Origin of the sequence: Nocardiopsis sp. NPDC007018 (assembly GCF_040635075.1) — a bacterium.
Lineage (GTDB): Bacteria > Actinomycetota > Actinomycetes > Streptosporangiales > Streptosporangiaceae > Nocardiopsis.
In genome coordinates, this window is record NZ_JBEYHA010000026.1 from 57435 (window position 1) to 75426 (window position 17992).

The 17992-nt window shown below is 72.2% G+C and carries 11 protein-coding genes; 3 read left to right on the forward strand and 8 right to left on the reverse strand.

The features are described 5' to 3' along the window. Positions 1–9: 9 nt before the first annotated feature. Genes ABZ635_RS16285 through ABZ635_RS16300 form a run of 4 tightly spaced genes read right to left on the reverse strand, consistent with a single transcriptional unit; the run spans position 10 to position 8577 of the window. Positions 10–1329 carry a TIGR02679 family protein gene (locus ABZ635_RS16285; protein ID WP_357765222.1) on the reverse strand — a complete coding sequence of 440 codons (1320 nt, stop codon included), beginning with the start codon at positions 1327–1329 and terminating at the stop codon, positions 10–12. Then, the gene (locus ABZ635_RS16290; protein ID WP_357765225.1) at positions 1326–5564 is read right to left on the reverse strand and encodes a TIGR02680 family protein; all 4239 of its coding nucleotides are present in this window, start codon (positions 5562–5564) and stop codon (positions 1326–1328) included. The genes ABZ635_RS16285 and ABZ635_RS16290 overlap by 4 nt, the downstream gene beginning before the upstream one ends. Then, a complete protein-coding gene (locus ABZ635_RS16295; protein ID WP_357765227.1) occupies positions 5561–7006 on the reverse strand; it encodes a DUF2398 family protein in 1446 nt (481 codons plus the stop codon). The genes ABZ635_RS16290 and ABZ635_RS16295 overlap by 4 nt, the downstream gene beginning before the upstream one ends. Continuing rightward, positions 7003–8577, reverse strand: a complete 1575-nt coding sequence (locus ABZ635_RS16300; protein WP_357765230.1) for a TIGR02677 family protein — start codon at positions 8575–8577, stop codon at positions 7003–7005. Before ABZ635_RS16300 ends, ABZ635_RS16295 begins: the two co-directional genes overlap by 4 nt. 245 nt (positions 8578–8822) lie before the next feature. Here ABZ635_RS16300 and ABZ635_RS16305 point away from each other — a divergent pair, with 245 nt between their 5' ends. After that, positions 8823–9395, forward strand: a complete 573-nt coding sequence (locus ABZ635_RS16305) for a restriction endonuclease (RefSeq protein ID WP_357765261.1) — start codon at positions 8823–8825, stop codon at positions 9393–9395. A gap of 237 nt (positions 9396–9632) precedes the next feature. Here ABZ635_RS16305 and ABZ635_RS16310 read toward each other — a convergent pair whose 3' ends face one another. The 4 genes from ABZ635_RS16310 to ugpC are packed head-to-tail and all read right to left on the reverse strand — an operon-like array spanning position 9633 to position 14482. Continuing rightward, positions 9633–10544, reverse strand: a complete 912-nt coding sequence (locus ABZ635_RS16310; protein WP_357765232.1) for a carbohydrate ABC transporter permease — start codon at positions 10542–10544, stop codon at positions 9633–9635. Beyond that, entirely contained in the window at positions 10541–11920 is a 1380-nt protein-coding gene (locus tag ABZ635_RS16315; protein WP_357765235.1) for an ABC transporter permease subunit, read from the reverse strand. Before ABZ635_RS16315 ends, ABZ635_RS16310 begins: the two co-directional genes overlap by 4 nt. 15 nt (positions 11921–11935) lie before the next feature. Further along, on the reverse strand, positions 11936–13273 hold the full coding sequence (locus ABZ635_RS16320) for an ABC transporter substrate-binding protein (protein WP_357765238.1): 1338 nt from the start codon (positions 13271–13273) through the stop codon (positions 11936–11938). 12 nt (positions 13274–13285) lie between these two features. Continuing rightward, positions 13286–14482, reverse strand: coding sequence for a sn-glycerol-3-phosphate ABC transporter ATP-binding protein UgpC (gene ugpC, locus ABZ635_RS16325; protein ID WP_357765241.1), 1197 nt, complete (start codon positions 14480–14482; stop codon positions 13286–13288). 254 nt (positions 14483–14736) lie between these two features. Between ugpC and ABZ635_RS16330 the strand changes: the two genes are divergently transcribed. Both ABZ635_RS16330 and ABZ635_RS16335 read left to right on the forward strand, forming a co-directional pair. Further along, a complete protein-coding gene (locus tag ABZ635_RS16330; RefSeq protein WP_357765244.1) occupies positions 14737–15432 on the forward strand; it encodes a response regulator transcription factor in 696 nt (231 codons plus the stop codon). Then, positions 15429–16793, forward strand: a complete 1365-nt coding sequence (locus tag ABZ635_RS16335; protein WP_357765247.1) for an ATP-binding protein — start codon at positions 15429–15431, stop codon at positions 16791–16793. The genes ABZ635_RS16330 and ABZ635_RS16335 overlap by 4 nt, the downstream gene beginning before the upstream one ends. Positions 16794–17992: the final 1199 nt, after the last annotated feature.

The window sequence follows — 17992 nt, forward strand, 5'->3', positions numbered from 1 at the left end:
GTCGGAACCCTACTCCCCCGCGCCGCCCGGACCGCCCACCGGGGTCTCCCCCGGTTCCAGGTCTTTGAGCAGGTCGGCGACCACGGACTCCTCGTACACCACGGTGCCCCGCTCGCGCATGGCCTCGGCGAGGGCGGGGTCCCAGGGGGTGGCGCGTTCCGTCCCCCGGAGTTCGGGCGCCCCGGCGGGACGGTGGGCGAGGTAGTCAGCGGCGGACATGCGCCAGGGCTCCGCGCCGTACCGGCCGATCACCCTGTGCGCCATGAGGGCGCCGGGCCAGTCGAAGTCGCCGTGGTAACGCAGGCGGGCCCCGGCCGCCACGGCGGCGGAGGCCAGGCGGTGGAAGGCGGCGGAGGGCCAGCCCTCCGTGCAGACCAGCGGCGCGGACCTCGCTCCGAGCCGCTCGGCCGCCCGCCGCAGGACCGCCGGGTTCTCGCACACGTGGACCACCGACGGGGCGGGGACCGGAGGGAACCGGACGAGCTGGTGCAGAGTCACCTGGAGCGGGACCCCGTGGTCGGCCGCCTCGGTCAGCCACCCTCCCAGCACGGGCCCGTCGGCGGGCAGGTTGAGGACCAGGACCCGGCTGGCGAGGTCGTCCTGGACGACGTCGTACTCCTCCCACAGGGCACGGCACTCCTGCGCGTCCTGGTCGTCGGGGCGGGGCGTACCGCGTCGTGCCGCCAAGGCGGAGAGCACGAGCCGGGAGAGCGCCGTCCGGTTGTCAAGCGCCTTGGTGTCCCCGGTCGCGCCCACGGCCAGGTCCTGGAGCAGCAGGACCGGCGCGCCCGCCTGCGGGGCGTGGTCGCCGTGGTGGCCGACCACGGCCTCCAGGACCCTCGTCGCGTGCGCGAGGTCCTGGAGATCATCGGCCTCGTCCCGTCTCATGACGGCGTTGACCCGTCGTGTGACGGCGGCCCGGGTGTCCCGGTGGTCGAGCCAGTCGCGGAACCACGACCGCTCGTACAGCGGGCTGGCCAGGGCCGGTGCGAGGACCCGTCCGCGGAGTTCCTCCTCCGTGCGACGCAGATCGCTCCGGTGGCGGAGCGGACCGCCCAGCTCCTCGCAGAGCTGGTTCAGCGTCCGGCCGTAGCCGCGGCGCACGACCCGGTCGAGGTGTTCCAGCTGGATGGTCGCCCGGTCGGGGCGCGCACCGGGCTCCTTGCCGAGGAAGCCGTGCACGTCGCGGACCTCCCGTTCGCTGAGCCCGGTGAGCGTGAACCTCCCGGAGAGCGCGCCGTCGCGCTTCTCCAGTTCCTCGCGCGTCCTGGCCACCAGCTTCGCGAGGTCGGGGCGCCCGAACGCGGCCAGATCGTCCCGGCCGCTCACGTCGCCTCCTCCAGGAGGGTGCCCTCCACGGACTGCGGGACGTAGCGGGTGGGGGTGATGCCGAGGAGTTCGGCGGCGAGCTGTTCGTTTCCGGCGAACCCGGCGTCCGCGTCCAGGGTCTGTTCTCCGTCCCAGAGCATGAGGAGCGCCGAGACGGTGTGCAGCGCCTTGTCGTGGTGCATGTCGTAGTGGGCCGCCATGGGCACGGTGTCGTAGTGCACCCAGAGGTCGTGGCCGGTCATGAACATGTCGAGGTCGAAAGTGACGGTCAGGCCCATGAGTTCGGGCTTGTACCGGTCGTCGATGCCCGCGAAGGCCTCGTCCAGGGCGACCACGCGGGGACAGGTGGGCGCCGCCGACGAGTAGAGGGCGTTGGCTGCCGCGAACAGGGGCAGGTGGATGGCGGCGGACTTCTCGCCGCCGGACATCTGCTCGTGCTTGTTCTTGGTGAGGGTGACCTCGTCCTTGCCCGGTTCGGCCAGGCGCAGCTCGAACCGGAACCAGTCGCGGTAGTCGAGGACCGCCGCGAGCACCTGCTTGTGGCTGGCCCGGGGGTGGGTGGCCTGGTAGTCGCGGATCATCCGGCGCAGCACGGCGCGGAGTTCGCCCAGCCCCCGGGGGCCGAGCCCGGCACCGTCGTGCCGGACGAGCTCGGTGGCGCGCCGCTGGTGTTCGGTGAGTCCGTCCGAGCGCGACCAGCGGATGCCCACCCGGGTGCCGGACGACATGGGCCGGGCGCGGGTGTCGCGGTCCATGGCGCGCACCAGCCGTTTGGCGGCGTCGACGCGGTCGTGGACCTGCTGGGCGATGCCGCTGAGGAGTTCGTCCTCCAACACCCCCTGCTCCTCCTCACGCAGGAGGGCGCCCTGTTCCTCGACGCGGTCGGCGACCGTCCGGGCGAAGGCGGAGACGGGGTTGCGGCCGTTCTCGTCGTTGACGTGCACGGTCACCAGGCCGCTGGGGCCGACCTCGTGGTCGACCCGGTAGCCCTCGGCGTCGCCGCCAAGGGCCTCCTGGAAGGTGCGCAGAGCCTGCGACATGCGGTTTCCTGCGGCCCTGAGGTCGGAGTCCGCGACCTGACGGGTACCGACCACCTCGGTGAACGCGTCCAGCAGGTCGGCGGCGGCGCCGGGCAGGATCTCGCGGACGGCGGTTCCGGGTGCGGTGAGGAGCCGGTGCGCGGCTTCCTCGGGGTCGGGCCACTGGTCGGGCGGGGGCCAGGCGCCGGTGGCCCGAACCCCGACGACGGCGCGTACGGCGGGCTGGGTGAGTCCGGCGAAGGCGGCGGCGTGTTCGAAGAGGGCGCCCAGGGCCTGGGCGAGCGCGGTGCGGCCGCTGTCGCGCAGGGTCTCCGAGCGCACGGCCCGGTCGTGTTCCTCGGCGGCGGTCCTCGCGTACCCGTCCCGGTCGGCGTTGACCTCGCGGAGTTCGGACGCGGCCCGTTCCAGCTGGTCGAGGAGTTCGCGTGCGGGGGCGTCGATGGACGCCTCCAGGGTGGCGAGTTCCTCGGCCTCGCGCTGGTGGTCGTCGCCGCTGCGGTCCAGTTCGGCTCGGTCGCGTTCGAGCGTCTCGGTGAGCCGGTCGACGGTGTCCCGCCGTTGGGTGAGGTCGCCCTCGTACTCGGCGATGTCGGCGCGGGTGGCGTGCAGTCCCCGGGCGGTCTCCTGGAAGTCCTCGGCCGCGACGGCGACGGCGTCGACGTCCTCTCTGCGGGTGGGCATGGCGCGTTCGGAGGCGGCGGCGCGGACCTGGCGGCGTTCGGCGTCGACCTGGGCGACGGCCGCGTCGAGTTCGCGGCGGGCCTCCGCCTGTGCGGCGCGGGCCGACTTCAGGAGGGTGGAGTGGTGTTCGAGGGTGCGCAGCGCCCGGGCCACCCCGGTGGCGTCGGGCAGGTCGGCGCGGGCCCGGTCGAAGTCCTTGAGCAGTTCCCTGGCTCGGGCCAGCCGTTCCTCCAGCTCGGTGTGGCGGGTGGCGAGTTCGGCGATGCGGGCGTCCTGGGCGGCCAGGCGTTCGCGGCGGCGCTGGGCGCGGTTGGTGGCGCCGATGAACTCGGCGGCGGCCTTGGGGTGGGCCCCGGTGAGGGGGCCCAGGCGAAAACGGGCCCCGGTGTCCACCACGGTGTCGGCGGCCGGGTCGCTCATGCGGGCGGCGTCACCGTCGCCGAGGGGGATCGACGCCAGCACCCGGGCGATGGTGTCGGCGGGGACGTGGTCCTGGGTCTCGGGGACCAGGACGTCGGCGAGCGTGGCCGGGCCGGTTCCACCTCCGGTGCCCCCGGCGGCGGGCAGCAGGTAGGCGTCGGCCTCGCCCCGCTCCAGGGCCGCGCGGGTCTGCTCGGGGTCGGGGTGAATCCAGGCGGTGAGCAGACCGGAGGCGTGCAGGGCTCCCTCGACGGCGGCGGCGCGCTCGTCGGACAGGTCCTCGGCGAAGCGGACGAGACGCCAGAGCGGCGCTCCGGGGCGCTCGTCGCGCGGCGCCGGGCGCAGGGGTTCGGCGGGCGGCGCGTCGTCGCGTTCGGCGGCGATGTGGTCGCGTTCGCGTCGGGCCGAGGCCAGGTCCCGGCCGAGCGCGGCCTGCTCGGTGTCCAGGGCGTTGGCGCGGGCGGCCGCGTCCAGCTGCTGGTCGTGGAGGTGTTCGTTGAACACCTGGGCGAGAGTGGGGGTGCCCGCCTCGCCGTAGGCCCCGACGGTGTCCCGCAGGGCGGCCAGGGTGTCCGGACCGGTGATCTCCCAGCGTTCGGACCACGTTCCCAGGGCCTCGCCGACGGCGCGGCGGAGCGCGGACAGCTCCTCCTCGGCCTCGGCGCAGGCCCGTTCGTTTCCGAGCAGGGCGTCCCCGGCCCGGCCGCTCGCGGTCTCGGCGCGGGCGCGGCTGTCCTCGGCACGGTCCAGGGCGTCGAGCCGTTCGCGGACGGCGCGCACGTCGTCGAGCCGGGCACTGGCCCGGGCCCGCGCGGACTCGGGCAGGTCGTCTCCGGTGTCGGCCCCGCCCTCGGCGTCGTGGGCGATCCCGGACCGTTCGGCGGCGTCCGCGAGCGCGGCGCCCAGCTCCTCGGCGCGGGCGCGCTCGCGCCCGACCCGTCCGGCGACGCGGTCGGCCTCGTCGTTCAGGCGGGTGAGCTCCTCCTCCTGGGCCGCCACCCGCACCCGGCCGGTGGCGATCTGTCGGGCGAGCTTGTCGTTGCCCTCCTTGCGCACCTGGAGGGCCTGTTGGTCGCGCAGGGTCTCGTGCTGGCGCAGCGCGGCGCACCGGGCCTCCAGGCGCCCGGCCCGCTCGGACAGCTCGTCGGCGCTCGCGCGGGCCGCATCGCTCGCGGCGGTGGCACGGTCGAGTTCGACGGCCGCCCCGGCCACGGTCCGCGCGTGTTCGTCGGCCTGTTCGGTGGCCGCGCGGACCCGGGAGAGCCGGTGCCGGGCGTTGGCGGTCAGGTAGTCGGAGTAGACCCCGGTGAAGGCGCGGGCGGCCTCGTGTGCGGCGGTGGCGCTGGCGAAGCGGCTCTGGACGGCGGCGAGGTTGGCGAAGTCGCGGGCCGCCTGGTCGACGAGGGCGTCGTCGAGGGGGCTGAGCCCGCCGGTGAGGGTGTGGGAGACCTTCTCCGGGTCCAGGTCCTTGGCCAGCAGGGGGCGGCGCAGGGCGAGGAGGAGGTCCAGGAGCTGGACGTAGCGGTCGCCCAGTCCGAACAGGCGGGCGTCCACGGCCCGGCGGTAGTCGGCGGCCGTGGAGTGGTGGGCGTCCTCGCCGAGGGCCGCCTTGAGCTGGCGTTCGGTGAGCGGCCGGTCGTCCGCCGAGAGCAGTCCGAAATCGACGCCCAGGCGCTGGTCGGTGACGAAGAAGGAGGGGCTGACGCCGTCGCGGTGGCGGTGCGCGCGCATGCCGATGACGAGGGTGACCGTCTCGGTGACCGCCGGCGCGCCGTCGTCGCCGTCCGCTTCGGGGGCCCCGGTTTGGCGGGCGAACTCCATCCACACGTAGCCGTGCGCGGACTCCGCTCCCCGGTAGAGCAGGTTCGACTTCATCGTGCGGTTCTGGCCGCTGAAGGGGTCGAGCCTGCGGGCGTCGGTGTAGCCGTCCAGGACGAAGGGGAACAGCACCTCCAGGGCCTTGGTCTTGCCCGAGCCGTTGTGGCCGCGCAGGACGAGGCGGCCGTCGGCGAAGGCGAACTCCTCGTCGACGTAGTCCCAGACGTTGACGACTCCGGCCCGGCTGGGCCGGAAGCGGTCGCTCCTGCGGGTCATGGCGCGGTGTCCTCGGTTCCTTCGGTCGTGGTCGGTGCGGGGGCCGAGTGCCCGGGGTCGGGCGCTTCGGCGTCGTCAGGGGCGGGCGCGTCGAGCGGGCCGAACGGCAGCAGCCCGGTGTCGGGGCGCTCGGGCAGGGCGCCCCGGATGTTGCGGTAGCGCAGCGCGGCGGGGGTCACCAGGACCCCGCCCGGCAGCGGGCGGACCAGTGCCAGGTCGGTGAGCAGGGCCAGGGCGGCGTCGAGCAGCCCGTGCGGGTCCTGCTGCCAGGTGGCGGTGAAGGACGCGGGACCGAACTCCTCGAAGAGGTCGGCCACCATGGTCTCCAGGCGCTCGCGCTCCACCAGGGGCAGTTCGGCGGGCTCCCCCACCGCCGGCGCGTCGGCCGTCTCGGCCCAGGCCAGTTCGGTGACGATGCCCTCCCGGGGCAGCCCCGCGTCGATCCGCGCGGCCAGCTCGGGGTGCTCGTGCAGGGGACCGGGGGCGGACAGCCGGGCCAGCCCCGCCCACGACTCCTCGAAGTAGGTGGCGATCTGCGCCAGGAGCAGTCCGGCGGTGCGGGTGACGGCGCCGCCGCGCCCGGGGAAGGCGCGGTCGGTGAAGGTCCCCGCGGAGTCCGCGAGCAGGACGCCCTCCGCACGGCGCTCCAGGCGGGTGCCGGTGAGGCGGGCCACCTCCTCGGCGGGGCCCCTAGCGCGCAGGGCCGCGGCCACTTCGGGCTCGACGTCCGCGTAGTACACCACGGGGAACTCCACCAGCAGGCGGCGGGCGCGCTGGGCGGCGCGTTCGCGCGGGGCGTCCGGGCCGAGGGGGTCGCCGAGCAGACCGGTGGCGCTGTTGAGGTGCTGGAGGGGCCGGGTGGGCCGGAACAGGACCTCGCACACCTCGTGGTCGATGTCGAAGAGGGCGTCGCCCTGGTCACCGCCGCGCGCCCACGCCTCGACCGAGCCGTCCGACAGGTGCAGGGCGCCCCGCTCCAACAGCCAGTGGGCGACGTCCACCAGGGCGGCCTTGTGGGTGGAGTCGGTGGGGTCGTAGCCCAGCCCGGCGATCTCGTTGGCGGAGGGGGTGAAGCCGCGGACCAGGTCGCCGAGGCTGATCTCGACCTGCGCCCGCTGGAACGCGGCCAACAGCAGGCACAGGTAGGCGAGGCGGCGGCGGTCGAAGGGCCTGCCCCGGCGCGCGAAGGTCTGGCGCTGGCTGGGGTCGAGCAGGTCGAGTTCACGGACCAGGCGCACGTGGTCGGTGGTGGCCACGAGCGTGTACCCGAACAGGGCGCGCAGGTCCTCGGTCATCTGGTCGGCCCAGTACAGCACCTGGTCGAGCACGCCGGGGCGCGGCCGCGTCGCGGTGATGACGTCGCAGGTGAGGACCTTGCGTACGGCCTGCTGGTAGGAGCCCAGGTCGACGCTCTCGACACGGGGCCGGCTGCGTTGGGTCAACGGTCGCCCTTCCTTGTGCTCGTGCGGGCGCCGCGGGAGGCCAGCTCCACCCTGAAACCGGGCAGGTGGATGCTGCCGCGCGAGGTCCGCACGGTGCTGCCGCGCTCGTCGGGCAGCAGCCGGATCACGGTGCCCGCGTCGTCGGCGGTGGCGGACTTGAGCAGGCCGACCAGCGCGGGAGAGGAGCCCCTCTTCGCGTACGTCACCGACCGCGACTCCAGGGCCTTGGTGACCAGCCGCAGGAGCACCCTGGTGTCGCTCTCGTCGAGAACCCGGCCGTGGGCGCCCTCCAGGGTCAGGCGCGCGGCGGAGGCGCGCTCGGCCTCGCGGCCCTCGGTCTGGCGTCGGCGCAGTTCGGAGCGGGCTCCGGTGTCCCTGCGGACCGGTTTGGGCGCCCCGGGGTTGGGGGCCCGGTCGCTGCGGAACAGGGTCACCGACACCTCCACCCCGGCGGCGTCGTGCCAGGAGTCGGTGGGGGCGAACTCGTCGCCGTCCTCGTGGGCCACACCCAGGTGGCGGGCGGAACGGGTGTTGAACGCCGCCCCCATCAGGGCGTGCGCGGCGCCGTCGTCGGGGGTGTCGAACACCCACGCGGCCAGGTGGCGCAGCTGGGTGGAGCGGTTGACGCCTCCCCGCTGGGCCTCGGTGATCTGGCGCAGCAGGGCGACGACCCCGGAGACCGCGGAGCGGGTGGCCTGGCCGAGTTCGGCGGCGCGGGTGGGGGCTCCGCTCTCGGAGGCGAACCAGGCGCGCACCGCCCGCCAGCGGCGGGACCAGTCCTCCAGGCGTTCGGTGCGGTCCATGAAGAGGCGTTCGTCGGTCTCGGCGGCGCGGGAGAGGAGGGTGGTCAGACCGGTGGCCTCGACCTCGTGGACGGCCCGGTCCAGGCGGGGCAGGTACCGGTCGAGTTCGGCCATGAAGTCCGACATGTGGACCAGCAGGGCGTTCTTGTGCCGCAGGAACACCTCGGAGGAGGCCTCGGTGGAGCGCAGGATCTCCCCGAGGGTCACGTGGAACTGGGCGGAGCGGCGCCCCATGTCCTCCATCACCGCGTCCAGGCGGGACAGGCGGCGGTAGACGTCCTCGACGCGGCCGGTGCGGTTGGCCTCGGCCAGCGCGCGCAGGTCCTCCAGGACGTCGGAGAAGACCAGGCGGGACAGGTTGACGTCCTCGACCCGGGCGCCGAGCAGGTTCTCGACCGCGTGGTAGGCCCGGTAGCCGAGTTCGCTGAACTGGTAGACGGACTGCCGGTTGCGGTAGCTGGCCAGAGTGCCCGCGCGGGAGGCGTCGTCGAAGCGGTGCAGGACGCCGTCGGAGGCGAGTTCGTCCAGCCGGTGGCGCAGCCCCTGGGCGGGGACCTCGGGCGCCTCGGTGTGGGCGGAGGTGAGGGAGACCAGGGCGGCCTCGACCTCGTCCGCGCCGACCTGGACCTGGTGGACCTCGCGCAGACGGTCCACGGCGCGCAGAATCCACAGGTAGGTGACGTGGTCGTCGCGCCGGGTGAAGTTGAACAGCCGGAAGCGGTCGCTGACCGCGAGCGCGTCCAGATCCAGAGCCCTGCGCTCGGCCACCGCCGCACCCCCGTGTCCTCGTGGTCGGCCGCGCACCCCCGTGTGCGCGACCGCGACTGGGACATTGTCGCAGCGACCGGGGACCGTCCGGTCCGGGGTCCTCGGAGCGGGCGGCCGGGAGGGGTCACCGTGTGGAGGAGGACGGTCACCGCGTGCCATGATGTGCCCCGGTATGTCCCCCACCCCCAGGGAGAAGCGTGAGTGTGCGGCAGCGGCAGCGTGTACGACGGCGGTGGACGCGGCGGCTGCGGGGGTCCCTGCCGCTGGCGGCGGTGGTGCTCCTGCTGGGGTTCGGGTGGCTGTTCGACAACGCCGACCGCCCGGGGCTGTGGCTCGGCGGCGGCGTGGCAGCCCTGGCCGGGGCCGCCGCGCTGGGCTGGTGGGCGTGGTCGCGGGCGCGCCTGGCCCGGGAGCGGTGGATCGTCGGGCGCACGGGGATCGCGGCGGTCGACACCATGACCGGAACGGAGTTCGAGCACCACGTGGCCCGGCTCCTGCGCACCCACGGATACACGCGGGTGACGGTGGTGGGCGGGGCCTCGGACGGCGGTGTGGACCTGCGGGCGCAGACCCCGGACGGGCGCCCGCTGGCCGTGCAGTGCAAACGCTGGCGCAGGCCGGTACCGCCCAACGAGGTGCGGGCCTTCCTGGGAGCGCTGGCCGGAGGCCACCGCGGGTACCTGGGGATGTTCGTGGCCGCGAACGGGTTCACCCGGGAGGCCGTGCGCGAGGCCGGTGACGGAATGGTGCTGGTGGACCGGCACGCCCTGGGCCTGTGGATGGCCGGGGAGCGCGTCCCCGCACCTCCCCCTCGCTGAGGGCACCCCGACTGTCAGGCACCGAGTCGGGACGGCACGTGGTCCGGCAGTCCGGCACGGGCCGGGACAGGAACCGTGTTCGCTGACGGTCCCGTTCTTCCTTCGAAAACGACACGGTGGCCGCAACCTCCTGAAAGTCAGGGTGTTGCGACCACCGCTAGAACCCACCACGGCCGCGGGGCCCGGCGCCGCCGTGGCGCCCTCGTGGGCGGATCGTGTGGAGCACCGCGCGGGCGGCTACTTGCCGGAGCCCGCGAACACCCCCTGGACGAAGTGGCGCTGGAAGGCGAAGAAGACCAGCAGCGGAACCAGCATGGACAGGAAGGCACCCGAGGCCAGCACGTCGATGTTGGTACCGAACTGGCGCAGCTGCGAGCGCAGCGCCACCGTCAGCGGGGCCGAGTCGGGGCTCGTGAACACCAACGCGACGAGCATGTCGTTCCACACCCACAGGAACTGGAAGACCGCGAGCGAGGCCAGGGCCGGACGCGCCACCGGCAGCACGACCCTGCGGAAGATCCGCCACTCACTGGCGCCGTCCATCCGGGCGGCCTCCAGGAGGTCACGCGGGATGTTCACGAAGAAGTTGCGCAGCAGGAACACCGCGAACGGCAGCCCGAACGCCACGTGGAACAGGATCGCGCCGGTGATGGAGCCGAAGATGCCCAGGGCCCCGTACAGCTGCGAGATGGGAATGAGCGCCGCCTGGATGGGCAGCACCAGCAACCCGACCACGCCCACCATGATCCAGTCGCGGCCGGGGAAGTCCATCCACACCAGCGCGTAGGCGGCCAGCGCTCCGATCCCCACGACCAGCAGGGTCGAGGGAACCGAGATGTAGACGGTGTTCAGGAACGACTGCACGAGGACGTCGTTGTCGACCAACGACCGATAGTTGTCCAGCGTGAGCTCGGTCGGCTTGAGCAGCGCCGTCCACCAGCCGCTGTTGGTGTTGTCGGCCTCCGAGCGGAGCGACACCAGCAGCAGGCCGATGACCGGCACCATCCAGAACAGCGCGACGAGGGTCAGCACCACCTGGAGGGTGCCCGAACCCAGCTTGGAGACCAGGCGCGAGGCCAGGCCCCGGCGCGGGGCGCCGGACACCGACACCTCGACGACGGAGGGCGACTTCTGGGGCGTGGCGGTCACGAGCGCTCCCGTCGGAATCGGCGGATGTTGAAGTACATGATCGGCAGGACCAGCACCAGCAGCAGGACCACGAGGGCGCTGCCCAGCCCCTGGTTGCCGCCCGCGCCGAAGGACACCTGCCACATCTGGAGGGCGATCACGCTGGCGTTGGACTGCACCGACCCCGGGGCGATCACGAACACGAGGTCGAAGATCTTCAGGACGTTGATCATCAGGGTCACGAACACCACGAGCAGCAGCGGACCGAGGAGCGGGATGGTGATCTTGCGAAACACCTGCCACTCGGTGGCGCCGTCCACCCGGGCCGCCTCCAGGGCGTCCCTGGGGATGGCGGCCAGCCCCGCGGCGATGAACGTGATCGCGAAACCGGTCATGATCCACACCCACGAGGAGATGATCACGGGGGTGATCAGGGTCGGCCCCAACCAGGTCAGGCCGCGGAAGGACTCGGTGAAGTTGTCCGCCGCCAGGTGGATCTCGTACTCCCCCGCCTCCAGCCCGGTGAGGGTGAACCGGCCGTCGTCACCGGCGGTGGTGCTGGCCACCACCTGACCGTCACGCAGGGCGTCGACCGTCATCAGGGGCAGACCGTTCTCACCGTCGTCGATGACCCCCGACTCGCCGCCGAGGGCCACGTCGAGCCAGACCACGCCCTCGATGGTGTCGCCCGAGGGGTCGGGCTCTGTGGCCGGGGAGGCCTGTTCGGGCACCTCGCCGGGCCGGATACCGACCATCGGCAGTGCCACGGTGTCACCCGGGGCGTAGGAACTCGTGGTGGTGAAGCCGCCCAGCGTCGGGTCCGCGTCGAGCTCCTCGCCGCGCGGCCGCGCCCCCGGGTACTCCGAAGGCGAGGCGAACGTGTCGTGCACGGTCACCACGGCCGCGTTGACGACGCCCCGGTCGGGGTTCTCGTCGTAGACCAGCCGGAAGATGATGCCGGAGGCGAACAGGGAGATCGCCATCGGCATGAACAGCAGGATGCGGAAGGCGGTGGCCCAGCGGACGCGTTCGGTCAGCACCGCGAAGACCAGACCCAACCCGGTGACCAGGGCCGGGGCGACCAGCACCCAGATACCGGTGTTGCGGATCGCGGTCAGCGTACGGTCGTCGGTGAACATCCGACCGTAGTTGTCGAGGCCGACGAACTGGCTTCCGGAGGCGTCGAAGAAGCTGCGCACCACGGAGTAGACGGCCGGGTAGGCCAGGAACACCGTGAGGAACAGCAGGGCGGGCAGCAGGAACAGCGTGGCCGGGCCGAACAGGCGCCGCCAGCCGGGGCGGGCGCCGTCACGCGGGCCGCCGGAGGGCTTCCGCCCGCCCGGCGGGGTGGCGGGGGCGGCCCCGGCACGGGCCGCCCCGGTGTCGTTGGAGGTCATGGCGTGGGGCTCCGTCTACTCGCCGTAGGCGCGGGCGGCCTCGGACTCCAGGCGCTCCATGGTGCCCTCCACGTCGGAGGGGTCGGCCAGGAAGTCCTGGAGCGTCTGCCACATGCCGTCGCCGACGGTGGCGCCGAACGCGGCGGGCTGGAGGTCAGAGAGGTCGAAGCGGACACTGTCGCCCGCGAGGATGATCTGCTCGGCGACCTGCCCGAGGACCGGGTCGGCGTAGTCGTCGGCGGTCAGGTTCTTGTTCGGGGAGATGAACCCGCCGATGGAGGCCCACTCGGCGGCGGCCTCCTCCGAGGCGAGGAAGCGCAGCAGCTCCATGGTGGCCTCGCTGTCGTTCATCGCGACGGCGGCGTCACCGGCCACGACGACGGCGTCGCCCTCACCGGCGATGCTGGGGAAGGGGAACACCTGGGCGGTGTCGCCCACGGCGGCGTTAGTGCTGGCGGTCACGACCCCGCCGATGAAGTCGGCCCCCACCACCATGGCGGCGTCGGGGTCGTCACTGTAGACGTTCACGACGGAGGTCGGGAAGTCGGTCTGGAGGCTGCCGCCACTCCCGCCCAGCATCAGCTGCTCCTGGCCCCACACCTCGGCGAGGGTCTCCAGGGCGACCTCGACGCTGGGGTCGGTCCACGGGATCTCGTGCGCGGCGAGCTGGTCGTACATCTGCGGACCGGCCGTCTGGAGGTAGACGTTCTCGAACCAGTCGGTCAGCACCCAGCCGTCCGCACCGGCCACCGACAGCGGGCTGATGCCGACGTCGGAGAGGTTCTCGGAGAGTTCCACGAACTCGTCCCAGTTCTCCGGGACCGTGGCGCCCGACTCGGCGAAGAGCTCGTCGTTGTACCAGACCAGGGACTTGTTGGCGGCCTTGAGGTAGACGCCGTACGGGGTGCCGTCGACCGAGCCGATGTCCGCCCACGCACCGGCCATGTTCTCGTCGAGGGCGGCCACGACGTCGTCACCGAGCGGCACCAGGACGTCCTCGTTGACGAAGTGCTCGATCAGCCCCGCCTGCGGGATGAGCGCCACGTCCGGCTGGTCCCCGCCCTGGATACGGGTCTGGAGGACGGTCTGGAGGTCGTCGCCCGCACCGCTGTAGGAGATGGTCGCGCCGGTCTCCTCCTCGAAGATCGCGAGGACCTGCTCGAAGGCGACCTGCTCGTCACCGGCCCAGGGGCCGACGATCTCCAGGGTCTGGCCGTCCAGGTCGGCGTCGGAGACCGACGAGCCCGAGCCGCCGCAGGCGGTGGCGACCAGGGTCAGGCCGAGCGCGGCGGCGGCACCGCCGAGGACTCTGCCGCGTCGGGAGGCGGCACGGCGGGAGATGGGTGCTGACATGGGGGACGCTCCTCAGGAGTCGTGGATCGCTGTACCGGTGGCGGGGTCGAAGAACTGGAGGCGTTCGGTGTCCACCGCCACGGTGATGGTCTGGCCCTCGTACACGTGGGTACGGGGGCTGAAACGGCCGACGAGGACCACGCCGTCGTCGGTCGCGGGGAGGGTCTCGTCGGTTCCCGCGTCGCGGGCGAGCTCACGGGTGTCCTCGGTCACGACGGGTGCGGCGTCGAGCGGGAAGTGCACGAGGACGTCCGAACCCATGGCCTCGACCAGGTCGGCGACCGAGGTGAGCGTGGCCCCCTCGGTACCGCCGACGATCCCGGCGTCCTCCATGTCCTCGGGGCGGATGCCCACGACGACCTTGGCCCCCGCGTAGCCGCTCAGGGCGGGGCGCCGGTGCAGGAGGCTGTCGGGCAGGTCCAGGTGCTGGTCGCCGATCCGGACACGGAACCGGCCGCCCTCCTCGTGGAGTTCGACGCAGATCAGGTTCATGCCGGGCGAACCGACGAACCCGGCGACGAACAGGTTGCGGGGATGGTCGTACAGCTCCTGCGGCGGGCCGACCTGCTGGAGGACGCCCCGCTTCATCACGGCCACGCGGTCGCCCAGGGTCATCGCCTCGGTCTGGTCGTGGGTGACGTAGACCGTGGTGACGCCCAGGTCGCGCTGGATACGGGCGATCTGGGCGCGCATCTGCACCCGGAGCTTCGCGTCCAGGTTGGACAGGGGTTCGTCCATCAGGAACGCCCGGGGTTCGCGGACGATCGCCCGGCCCATGGCCACCCGCTGGCGCTGACCACCGGAGAGGTTGCCCGGCTTGCGGGTCAGGTGCTCCTCCAGTTCGAGGACGCGGGCGACCTCGCGCACACGCCGGTCGATCTCCGCCTTGGGCAGCTTGCGCAGCCGCAGCCCGAACGCGATGTTCTCGAAGATGTTCAGGTGCGGGTACAGGGCGTAGGACTGGAAGACCATCGCCACGTCGCGGTCGCGGGCGGGGACGTCGTTCACGACCTGATCGCCGATCCGGACGGAGCCCTCGCTGATCGCCTCCAACCCCGCGACCATCCGCAGGGCGGTGGTCTTGCCGCAGCCGGACGGCCCGACCAGCACCAGGAACTCGCCGTCCTGGATGTCCAGGGAGAGGTCGTCGACCGCGCGGGTTCCGTCCTGGTAGACCTTACCCAGGCCGTCGATCACGATTTCGGCCACGACACCTCCGGGAGCGGGCACACGGGTACCCGCCGACCGATCGGGCCGGTGGGAACGGCCGCGTCCCTGTGACGCGCGCCACCACCGGCGATGTGTGACGACAGTAGTGTCGGGCTCCCTAAGGAAGCCTTAACGCAGCGTCTCTTTCGACTTAAGCCGCACCACCGCCGCGCCCGCGGTCACAGCGGTGAACCGCCTGACCACGGGCCGCATCCGGACTCGTGCACGGCCGCGACGTTGGTTAACGTGTGCGCATGGCAACGGTCTTGCTGGTCGAGGACGACCAGATGGTGCGGGGCGCCCTGGTACGCGCGCTGAGCGGTCTCGGGCACGTGGTGCTGCCCGTGGGCACCGCCCTGGACGCCCTACGGGAGGCCGCCCGGCACGAACCCGACCTGGTCATCCTCGACCTCGGCCTGCCCGACCTGGACGGCGCCGCCGCGCTGCGGATGCTCCGCGGGCACAGTGACGTCCCCGTCATCGTGGCGACGGCGCGCGGCGACGAGCAGTCCATCGTGCGCCTGCTCAACGACGGCGCCGACGACTACGTCGTCAAACCCTTCTCCAGCACCCAGCTCGCCGCCCGGATGAACGCGCTCCTACGCAGATCCGGCCGGGCCACCACGGGTGGGCCCGACCCCGGAGAACTCACCGTGGGAGAGCTGTCGATCAGCCTGACACGCCGACAGGCGACCCTGGCCGGCACCCCCCTGGAACTGTCCCGCCGCGAGTTCGACCTGCTGGCCTACCTGGCCGAACACGCCGGACGCGTGGTCAGCCGCCGCGAACTCGTGGAAGCGGTCTGGCACCAGCACCCGTTCGTGGGCCACGACCAGACCATCGACGTCCACATGTCCTGGCTGCGCCGCAAACTCGGTGAGAGCGCGAGCCGACCCCGCTACCTGCACACCGTGCGGGGCGTGGGACTCAAACTGGTGGAACCGGTGTGAGGAGGCTGCTGGCGCGCGCCGTCACCCTCGCCACCGTCATGGTCGCCGTGGTGATGATCGGCGTCACCGGCGCCTGGGCCCTCCGAGAGGCCGACCAGCGCGCCGAAGCGGCGGTCTGGGCCCAGGCCGGCGCGGTGGCCTCGGTCGTGGGAGTCGACACGGACCCCGCGCTCCTACGGCGAGTGGTGTCCTCCACCGCCGCAGGGGCCAGAGGGCACCTGGCCGTCCACCTCCCCGACGGGACGACCGTAGGAGCCAGCCGCGCCCACGACACCGAACTCACCCGGGCCCGGCGCACCGGCGCGGGTACCAGAACCCAGACCCCCGTCGAAGGCGGCACCTCCTACCTCCTCGTCGCGGTCGCCCCGCAACTCCCCGAAGCACCCGAAGGATCGGGCGGCGTGACCGTGGTGGAGGTGTACCAGCCCCGCGGCGAAGCGCTCAGCGGAGTCGGACCCGTCCTCGGCTGGCTGGCGGCCGCCGCCGCACTGGTCGTGACCGGCGCCGTCCTGATCACCGACCGCCTGAGCCGCCCCGCCCGGCGCGCCCTACGCGCCCTCGCCGACACCGCCGTGGACATCGGCGAAGGACGACTCAACGCCCGCATCCGCGTACACGGCCCCCGCGACCTGGTGGTGCTCGGAGAGTCCATCAACGCCATCGGCGAACGCGTACAAGGCCTGCTGACCAAGGAACGGGAAATGGCCGCCGACGTCTCACACCGGCTCCGCACCCCACTGACCGCCCTACGACTCGACGCCGAACCCCTCCCCGGCCCCGAAGGAGAGCGCATCAGAGGAGCGATCGCCGCCCTGGAACGGGACGTCGACGCCATCATCCGCGACGTGCGCCCCCAGGCCGTCGAATCGGACACCACACGCGTATGCGACCTGTCCGCGGCCGTGGTCAACCGGATGGGGTTCTGGACCATGCTCGCCGACGACCAGGGCCGCGAAGTCGACCTCGACGTACCCGACACCCCCTGCCGGGTCGCGCTGTCCACCGAAGAGTGCGCGGCCGTCCTCGACTCACTCGTCGGCAACGTGTTCCGATACACCCCGTCCGACCGGCCGTTCGCCGTCGCGGTCGTCGAACACGCCGGATGGGTGACCCTGATCGTCGAAGACGCCGGACCCGGATTCGCCGACCCCACGACAGCCCTGCGGCGCGGCACCAGCGGCGGCGGGTCGACCGGACTGGGACTCGACATCGTCCGGCACGCGGTCGAAGCCACCGGAGGCACCATCCACCTGGAGCGGGGCAGACTGGGCGGAGCCCGCGTACGGGCCCGGTTCGCCCAACAGGACGTACCCCACGAGGAGGAACAACCCCGCGCCTGGAGACTACGCCGATCCGGTTGAGGTGGGGGCGGAGGGGGTTGTGGTTGCTGTTTGGAGCGGGCGCTGCGGTCTGTGGTTGGTGTGGGCTGGGGGTACGGGGGCTGTAGTTGGTGTTTGGAGCGAGCTCTACGGCCTGTGATTGAAGTGAGCTATGGGTACAGGGGCTGTGGTTGCTGTTTGGAGCGGGATCTACGGCCTGTGATTGAAGTGAGCTGTGGATACGGGGGTTGTAGTTGCTGTTTTTAGCGAGCTCTACGGCCTGTGGTTGAAGTGAGCTGTGGGTTCTACGGTTGTGGTTGTTGTGTGTGGGACCCTCTACGGCCAACCCGTTTATCCCTTTGGGCCGGTAGGTCCTGTGCGGCTTACTGCGTACCCCTTGTGTGCTGAGGACTCTGGTCAGGGCGGGGTGTGCGCGTGGTGCTCTGCCCGGACCGCACTTGGCGGATGTGTTCTCGTGTGACACGACTGGTAGGAAAGGGCCAAGCACGGCACCGGGCCACCCCCCAGGACAACCGATGTGTTCCAGAGATGCGTGTCCCCCGGACTGGTAAAAACCCCCGCCGTCCGAGCGCCGCCTACCGCTCTACGGCCAACCCGCTCTCCCTGGGAAAGCGCGTACCCACAGGTTTGTACCCCGCTGTGTCCGGGGTGCGTTGCGCCGTGCGGCTTACTACCGTGCGTGCTGGGGGCGACCAACCCCCTGGGGGTTGAGGGGACACCGAAGCGCTCGGGTCACCACCCCGGGGTGCAGGGGAAGCCTCCCCCTGAGGGAGTCACAACACGTGGCGGGGGTTCACACCCCTCGTGGTGCTGGTGGGCGCGCTGTCACAGGCGTGAAGCAGACACCAACGCAGACTCCTCACCCCCCAGGGGGTTGGAACCTCAGTCATGTGCGGTAGTAAGCCGCACGGCGCAAACCCCCTGAGCCACAGCGGGGTACAAACGTGCACGTGAGTGCTGGGTTCAGGAGAGCGGGTTGGCCGTAGAGCGGCAAGCGGCGCCCGGACGGCGGGGGTTTTTACCAGGGCTGGGGACACGCATCTCTCGAACACATCAGTCGTCCTGGGGGGTGGCCCGGTGCCGTGCTTGGCCCTTTCCTGCCAGTCGTGTCACACGAGAGCGCGTCCGCCAAGTGCGGTCCGGGCAGAGCACCACGCGCACACCCCGCCCTGACCAGAGTCCTCAGCACACAAGGGGTACGCAGTAAGCGGCACAGGACC